Origin of the sequence: Gluconobacter aidae (assembly GCF_009547075.1) — a bacterium.
Classification (GTDB): Bacteria; Pseudomonadota; Alphaproteobacteria; order Acetobacterales; family Acetobacteraceae; genus Gluconobacter; species Gluconobacter aidae.
Map to the genome: position 1 here is coordinate 1 of NZ_WIPH01000054.1, position 8,902 is coordinate 8,902.

The window sequence follows — 8,902 nt, forward strand, 5'->3', positions numbered from 1 at the left end:
ACGTGGCAACCCGTCTGGAACAGAAAATCAGTCAGATATCAGGTGTCGGCGAAGTTTCGCTTTCGGGGGGAAACAAAAAAGCGTATCGCGTCCGGGTCAATATTCCCAAAATGACCGCCTACGGGCTGGATATGGATACGTTGCGCACGACGATCGGCAACGTCAACGTCAATACGCCTACTGGAAGTTTCAACGGAGAGTTCCAGAGCAAAACCATTAATTTCCAGGGGCAGATCTCCAGTATAAAGCAACTTCTTGATCAGGTGGTGGGGTGGTCCAGCACCAGCAAGGGACCTATCCGTATCCGCGACATTGCGACGGTTTCGGAAGGACCGGAAGATACGGAACTGGCAGGATGGTCCGATGCTGATCCAGCTATCATCCTGAATATCCGACGTCAGCCTTCGGCTAACATCCTGAGCACTGTCAACGCCATTAAGAGCAGACTTTCCCAGTTGCAGGCTGATCTGCCTGCAGGCGTGAAAATCAAGGTGTTGACGGATCGTACAACGACAATTCAGGCATCGGTTTCAGACGTCGAGTTTGAACTGCTGCTGTCTCTTGTTCTGGTCGTCGGTGTTATTTTCGTCTTTCTGCATGATCCTTTCGCGACACTGATCCCGGCATTGTCCGTTCCCTTGTCGATTGTGGGAACACTTGCTGTCATGCATTTCGAGGGCTTTTCCCTTGATAACCTGTCACTAATGTCCCTGACGATCGCAACCGGTTTTGTTGTTGATGATGCCATCGTCATGATCGAAAATATTGCACGGTATATCGAGAAAGGTGATGACCGCTACAAGGCCGCTGTAGACGGGGCAGGAGAGATTGGTTTCACAATTATCTCTCTGACGGTCTCCCTTATTGCTGTTCTGATCCCCCTGCTTTTTATGAGCGATGTGATCGGAAGGCTTTTTTATGAATTCTCGGTCACGCTAGCCGTAACGATCGTCATTTCAGCCGTCGTGTCCCTGACGCTGGTGCCCATGTTGTGCGCACGCCTGTTGAAGGACCACGATCATGCCAAATCCAAACCGCGCTGGGCCGCAGCGACGGATCGGCTCATCGCTCGTGTGATTGATGCTTATGATCGTGGGCTTGCGCGTGTTCTGCGGCATCAGACACTCACAATGATCTGCTTCGCGATGACGCTCATCGTTACGGCCGGGCTTGTGATAATCATCCCAAAAGGACTGTTTCCAGAACAGGATACCGGCGTTCTGCAGGGTATTTCCGTGATGGATGCCTCCATTTCTTTTGATGAAATGAAGGCTTTGCAGAAGCGTCTGGGAGACGTGCTTCTCAGGGATGCCGATGTTGCCAGCCTGTCGTCCTATATCGGTGTTGATGGCGACAATACAACGCTGAACCGGGGGCGGTTTCAGATCAATCTGAAATCACATGACAAGAGGACGCTGACTGCCGCGCAAATTGGCCGGCGTCTTCAGCAGGAAGCCTTGCAGGTTCCCGGAACACAGCTTTACGTGCAGCCTGTACAGGATCTGACGCTTGATACCACTGTGTCCGCCACGCGATATCAGTTCCTGATTGAAGATTCGAGCGCGGAACGGCTCGAAACCTGGGTGCCCAGACTGGTCAAGGAGCTTCAGAAATCTACCGCGCTGTCCGAGGTCACATCTGATCTTCAGGCGCAGGCTCTGGCCACCGATGTCACACTGGATCGTAGCACCGGAGCACGTTTTTCCATTACGCCGCAGACGGTGGACAATCTGCTCTATGACTCATTCGGTCAGCGTCAGATTTCGACCATCTATACCCAGTCCAATCAGTACCGCGTAATCCTTGAAGCGCTTCCCCAGTTCCAGCGACGTCCGGAATCACTGGACCAGCTTTACATGGCTGGGAGTGCGACGACAGGAAGCAGTACGTCAGGCCCCACACGGCAGCCGACATCCGGGCTTGTGCCTCTCTCGGCAGTTGCCAAAATCACGCCTGCCAAGGCTTCGATGCTCATAACGCATGTGGGTCAGTTTCCTGCTGCTACGATTTCCTTCAACGTGGCGAGTGGCCATGCACTCGGAGAGGCCGTTTCCGCCATTGAGCAGGCACGTAAGAAGCTAAGTCTGCCAGCAACCATGCAGACATCCTTTCAGGGAACAGCTCAGGTTTTCGAGAGCAGTATGTCCAGTGAGGTCTGGCTGATTCTTGCGGCTCTTGCGGCCATCTATATCGTGCTGGGTGTGCTCTATGAGAGTTTTGTCCATCCCCTGACCATTCTCTCAACGCTGCCGTCCGCTGCCGTGGGAGCCTTGCTGATGCTCTGGATGACAGGGGCTGGGCTGGATATCATGGGCATTATCGGCATCGTGTTGCTGATTGGCATTGTCAAGAAAAACGCGATCATGATGATCGACTTCGCGCTTGAAGCCGAGCGGGTTGAAGGCATGTCATCTGAAGCGTCCATCGTGCAGGCCGCTAAGCTACGTTTCCGCCCCATTCTGATGACGACGCTGGCTGCTATGCTTGGTGCTGTCCCGCTGGCCATTGGCTCGGGAGTTGGCTCTGAACTACGCCGTCCGTTGGGATACGCGATTGTTGGTGGGCTTATGGTGAGTCAGTTGCTCACTCTTTTCACCACGCCCGTCATTTACCTGAAAATGGAGCAATTGCGTCTCTATGTGACAGCCTGGCGGAACAGACGTCATGGTGGCGTCTCAGCGCCGGCGGGAGAGTAGGAAATGTCTCCTGTTGCCCTGTGCATACAGCGCCCGATTGGCACAACCCTGATCGTAATCGGTATGATACTGGCGGGTATCATAGGATATAACCAGCTCCCCGTTTCCGATCTTCCCAATGTCGATATGCCGATGATTCAGGTCTCGGCTCAGCAGGCCGGTGGCACGCCGGAGGAAATGGCCAGCACTATTGCCGAACCACTGGAGCGGCATTTAGGGACGATTGCGGGACTGGATTCCATGACGTCGGAATCTGTTACAGGGCAGGTCAATATCTCGCTTCAGTTCGTCTCCTCGCGCGATGTCAACAGTGCGGGCCGAGACGTACAGGCTGCTATCCGTGCTGCCCGTAGTGACCTGCCATCAACTTTGCGGCAGGACCCGACATATCGCGCTGCCAACACGTCAGGGATGCCGGTCATGGTGCTGGCGCTGACATCGAAAACCCGGACATCCGCCCAGCTTTACGATGAAGCGACCAATGTTCTTGAACAGCATCTTGATTCCGTAACCGGTGTGGGTGAAGTGGAACTGGGAGGGAGTGCGCTTCCTGCTGTTCGTGTCGAGATGAATCCCCTCAAACTGTATCAGTATGGGATCGGGTTTGAAGATATCCGTGCAGCGCTGTCATCTGCCAATGCCAACACGCCCAAAGGTTTTATTACCCGCGGGAAACAGCGCCTGATTTTGAGAACCAATGACCAGATCCGTAAAGCAAAGGACCTGAAGGGACTGATTGTTGCTTACAGAAGTAATCGGCCTGTCCATCTGGAGGACGTGGCGACAGTTACAGACAGTGTGGAGGATGTGGAAACAGGGGGATTTTTCAATGGCTCTCCGGCGGTATTGGCGATTATTTTTCCACGGTCGGGAGCGAATGTCGTCAAGACTATCAACGAGATCCGTGCTCGCTTTCCGACGTTGCTTTCTGCGCTTCCTGCCGATGTCGAACTTCATGTCAGTAGTGATCGTTCCCAGACGATCAGGGCCGCTCTGGATGACACCCAGCGTACGCTGGTCCTGTCGGTCCTGCTTGTCGTAGGGGTGGTACTGGTCTTTCTACGCTCTCCCCGGACAACCCTGATTCCGGCCGTCGTTGTTCCGACGTCCCTGATCGCGACGTTCGCAGTCATGAAATTCATGGGGTATTCCCTGGACAACCTGTCCCTGATGGCTCTGACGATTGCGACTGGATTTGTCGTTGATGATGCGATTGTCGTTCTTGAAAATATCAGTCGTTATATTGAAGCTGGCGTGCCGCATTCCGAGGCGGTTCTGAAAGGAGCGCAGGAAGTCGCTTTCACGGTCTTTTCAGTCTCTGTTTCCCTCGTGGCGGTTTTCTTTCCTGTTGCCATGCTCAGCGGTATTATTGGTGGATTACTTCACGAATTCGCCATGACCATCTCGATCACAGTATTGGTCTCGATGGTTCTTTCCCTGACACTGACGCCCATGATGTGCGCCTATATTTTGCGCTCTAAAGACGACGAAGAGGCCCACAGGCTTTCTGCGCATCGTGGCAGGCTGGCTGCATTATCAACTCAGATCGAGGCAATGCTTGACCGGATGCACGCAATATACGGTCGTCTTCTGGATCGTGCACTCAGGCACCCGGTTCTGGTCCTCCTTTCTCTGCCATCCACCATTCTTTTGATGGGCGTACTATTTTTCCTGATGCCGAAAGGTCTGTTCCCAGAAAGCGATACCGGATCGCTGATGGCTCATCTCGTGGCGGATCAGTCGATTTCATTCAATGCGATGATGGCCAAGGTCAAAGGTGTAGAAGGCACGGTTTTAGGGAACAGGGACGTTGACAGTATCGTGGGTTTTATTGGAGGCCGTGACTCCGCCAATCAGGCAATGATGTTCGTGGAGCTTAAGGACAAGTCAGATCGCAAGGTTTCAATTCAGCAGACTGTAGCGGACCTTCGACGCCGTACTTCGGATGTTGCAGGGGGGCAGTTTATTGCTCAGGTCCCCAGTCTGCTTCCAACGGGTCCTCGGAGCAGTAACGGTGCCTATCAGTACACCCTGGAGGGTGATGACGCCAAAGACCTTTATCACTGGGTTCCCATCCTTCAGCAGGCTTTGCAAAAGCACGTTCAGCTGAAAGATATTTCTACCGATATTCAGCAGAAAGGTCTTGCTGAAGAAGTGGTGCTGGACCGCGATCTGGCGGGGCGTACGAATATTACGGCACAGCTTGTTGCCAATGCTCTTTATGACGCTTTTGGTCAGCGCTCAGCTTCGGTCATTTATAACGCACTGAACCAGTACCGTGTGGTGATGAATGTACAGCCGCAATACTGGAAAAACGCTGACATGTTGCAGCTGGCCTGGGTCAGTGCTTCCGGCGGGACAGCAAGTGGCAGCACGCAGAGTAACAGTATCCGCTCCTCGTCGTCATCCAGCAGTTCCTCCGATACGACGGACACATCTTCCTCTTCAGAGAACAGCCAGTCCTTTACCAATCAGATTGCAAACAGTCTGGCAGGAGGAAGCAGCGCGTCGAGTGGCTCGGCCGTTTCTTCAGATGCTGAAACGATGATCCCTCTTTCCGTGGTCGCACGGATGTCCCGCGGGACAACGCCGGTCAACGTCAATCATCAGGGGCAGGCCATTGCGGCAACGCTTTCGTTCAATCTGGCATCAGGTGCATCAATGTCTGATGCGACCCGTATTATTAGCAACGAAATGGTCCGCCTTAAAATTCCGTCCTCAATACATGGCAGCTTTGCCGGGACCGCGGCCCAGTTTCAGAGCCAGAGTAGCAGCGAACCATTGATCATTCTGGCTGCCCTGGCTGCTGTCTATGTTGTGCTTGGCATTTTGTATGAGAGCTATGTCCATCCGCTCACCATTCTGTCGACCCTTCCATCAGCGGGGGCTGGTGCTTTGCTGGCGCTTTACCTGTGTGGTCAGGAATTTGATCTGATTGGGTTGATCGGGGTCATTCTGCTGATCGGGATCGTCAAGAAGAATGCAATTCTGCTGGTCGATTTTGCCATCAGTGAAGAACGGCAGAATGGCAAGAGCGCACGCGAGGCCATTCACGAAGCCTGCATGCTGCGTTTCCGACCGATCCTGATGACCACTCTGGCCGCGGCATTAGGTGCTGTCCCGCTGGTGTTCGGGAATGGGTATGGCGTTGAACTTCATCGCCCTCTTGGCATCGCCATTATTGGCGGCCTCGCCCTGAGCCAGATCCTTACGCTTTTCACGACGCCGGTCGTCTATATTTACCTTGATCGTCTGGGAATGTGGGGGCGGCAGAAATTGCCAGCTACTTTGCGCGGTCTCGTCCAGCGTCTCAGACCATCCTCTTTCCACAGATCCTGAGCATTTCGGAATATAAAAATGATGTTGCAATTTCCTCCGATGCTTCGTGCGCGCACGGCAAAAGCCATACTTCTGTTGCTCACGCCAACTATTCTGTCCGGCTGTATTCTTGTCGGCCCAGAATATAAACGTCCAAAAGCTATTCTTTCTGCACGTTTTAAAGAGGCGCAACCCGCTCCAGGATGGGATAAAGCCCGTCCCGAGATGGCGGCCATCCCAAAGGGGCAATGGTGGGCAATTTATAATGATCCTGTTCTGAATGCCCTTGAGGAGCAGGTGTCGCTTTCCAATCAGAACGTCAAGGAATATGAGGCCAAATATCGCAAGGCTCGGGCACTTGTCACAGCAGCACGAGCCAGCCTGTACCCAACTCTTTCGGGCAGCCTGAATTTTTCGCGTAACAGTCAGGGGGGTACAGCAACGTCCACCAGTGGGACACAATATAGTTCAGGCATGACACGCAATACCTATGCCGCCGAACTGACGGCCGACTGGACGATTGATGTCTGGGGGAAAATCCGCCGGCAAATCCAGGAGCAGGTGACAGCAGCACAGGCCAGTGCAGCCGATCTGGCGAACGCACAACTCTCCTATCAGGAGCAACTGGCCGAGGACTATTTTGAGCTTCGGTATCAGGACACTCTGAAAGCGCTGCTGGAACGTTCGATCCGGTTATACGAACATACACTGGCCATTATTCGTGCCCAGCACCAAGGGGGGACGGCCAATGGCAGTGATGAATGGCAGGCACAAAATACTCTGGATGCCGCACGAGCCAGTGCCACAGCGACCGATGTCAGTCGTTCAGAGTATGAACATGCGATTGCTGTTCTGATTGGTAAACCGCCTGCAGAACTTTCGTTGGATCGGGACATCATGACATCCGTTGTCCCTGATATCCCTGTCACCGTCCCCGCAAGTCTTCTGCAACGGCGGCCGGATATTGCTTCTGCCGAGCGTGCCATGGAGGAGTATAATGCCGCAGTCGGCGTGGCAATCGGCGCTTTCTATCCAGAGTTTTCTCTCTCGGCTTCCTATGGATACAGTGGCAACCCGGTGCAGTCGCTCATTCAGATCAGCAATCGTATCTGGTCCTTGGGCGCATCCGCTTCGCAAACCCTTTTCGAAGGGGGGGCAAGAACGGCGGCCGTGCAGGAAGCCAATGCTGACTATGACAGCGCCGTGGCAAGCTACAGACAGACCGTTCTGACGGCTTTACAGGACACGGAAGACCAATTGTCGAGTTTGCGGATTTTGAAACAGCAGGCTGGCGAGCAGCAGCAGGCTGTTCAGGCAGCACTCCATGCTGCAGATGTGTCACTCAGTCAGTACCAATACGGAACAGCAATTTATACGACGGTCCTGACCGGCCAGCAGACGGCGCTCAGCAATCAGGAGACAGCGCTGCAAATTCAGGAAAGCCGTTTGGTGGCAAGTGTGAAACTGATCGTCGATCTTGGGGGCGGCTGGAATACTCAACAGCTTCCATCAAAAGGATCCCTGCAGAAGGATAATCCTCTTATTCCGGCCTTTCTGGAGAAACATAGCGGGAAGTAGCCGTTGATGAGCTGCTTCGGGAATGTTTCTCCAGAAAGTGTTCGTGCTTCAAGACCCTGCGAAGTATCCGTCGTCGCAAGATTTGGGACATTGGGCGGCGTGAGATAACGGAGGCTGTGGCCCATCTCTATACTAAATTGTTTTGGATGTGACTCATGGGGGTACCCATAGGCGTTGAATTGTGATTCACAGGATACCATTGTTGAAGGAAGGTATCTCTGATGAGCAGGGCAGTCGCACTCCGAGAGGACTATGACGCAACGAGGGTGCGCAGTGTGGCCCGAGGAAGCAGACATGCCGACCAGTCCCGGCGCCTTCTGGCGCTTGCCGCGATTTATGACGGGGCGACACGTGGAGAAGCGGCCCGTCTTGCGGGAACGGATCGACAGATCGTTCGGGACTGGGTTTTGCGCTTTAACGCTAAAGGACCTGCGGGTCTGATTGATCGTCATGGTGGGGGCGCTCCGGGACTATCCTGAATTTTGTGCGGTGTGGTGATAACCTGCTCGAAGAGGAGCCCCCGCATGAGCATTGATAAAGACCTCCTGGACCGCCTGATGGAAGGGCGTTCACCCGGCGACCTGTTGTAAGCTTCCGGAGTGAGACGCCTTGTTGAGTTTATGGTGTGGTGATGTGTTCTGTTCATGACAGAGCAATCAGAACAGCATCGCGAGCCCTTCATCCGGTTATTGAAATTGTTGGCGAACGGCGTCGGGCCTATGATGATGCGTTCAGGCGTCGGGTTGTGCTGGCTTCTTATGAAACTGGTCAGTCAGTCCGTGCTGTTGATCGCAGCCCACAGCGTCTGCAGACCGGGTTTTTTATGGATTTCAGCAGTCATGTCACGGCTCGACGGTCCTTGTGCAGGCAAATTTCCTGATTATATGTTCCTGATTTGTTCCATGTAGTCTGTCGGCGTCAACATTTATCTGTAGGGAGACTACCCCTTTTCAGCGTGTGGAAATCCACAATCCCTGACGATACCGTCCTAAGAAATTGAAAACAGGAAGCTTTGTCGGAAGAGCACAGGCTGTTACCATCTCGCCCATAAAAAAGATCGCTGTCCGGGGGAAACCGACAAACACGGAGTCTCCCTCATGCGGTCAGTCACGACGGCTGGCTGTGGGTTATTATTCGGCCAATATGACCGGCAATGTCTCCACACTGGCGAGTGGCCTACATGAAGGCCATCTGGAACTGGTCCTGTCCTGCTGTGGTCTGATACTGGCCTTCGTCGCCGGCGCGGTGCTGTCGGCGCTGCTGGTCAATGCAGGTCGTCGCCGTCATCTGGCGTCGATCTACGCACGGAG

The 8,902-nt window shown here is 53.8% G+C and carries 4 protein-coding genes and 1 pseudogene; all 5 read left to right on the forward strand.

Going from position 1 to position 8,902, the window contains the following annotated elements; all coding sequences use genetic code 11:
- Positions 1 to 2,696, forward strand: a 2,696-nt coding sequence (locus GFJ39_RS12975) for an efflux RND transporter permease subunit (RefSeq protein WP_153431783.1), incomplete at its 5' end; no start/stop codon positions are given.
- A gap of 3 nt (positions 2,697 to 2,699) precedes the next feature.
- Positions 2,700 to 6,035, forward strand: a complete 3,336-nt coding sequence (locus GFJ39_RS12980) for an efflux RND transporter permease subunit (RefSeq protein ID WP_153431784.1) — start codon at positions 2,700 to 2,702, stop codon at positions 6,033 to 6,035.
- An 18-nt stretch (positions 6,036 to 6,053) separates the two neighbouring features.
- Positions 6,054 to 7,592 (forward strand): efflux transporter outer membrane subunit, encoded by a 1,539-nt coding sequence (locus GFJ39_RS12985; RefSeq protein WP_228391957.1) that lies wholly within the window; start codon positions 6,054 to 6,056, stop codon positions 7,590 to 7,592.
- A gap of 221 nt (positions 7,593 to 7,813) precedes the next feature.
- Positions 7,814 to 8,053, forward strand: a pseudogene (locus GFJ39_RS12990) (helix-turn-helix domain-containing protein); the annotation flags it as partial.
- 682 nt (positions 8,054 to 8,735) lie between these two features.
- On the forward strand, positions 8,736 to 8,902 hold a 167-nt coding region (locus GFJ39_RS12995; RefSeq protein ID WP_153431790.1), incomplete at its 3' end, for a DUF1275 family protein.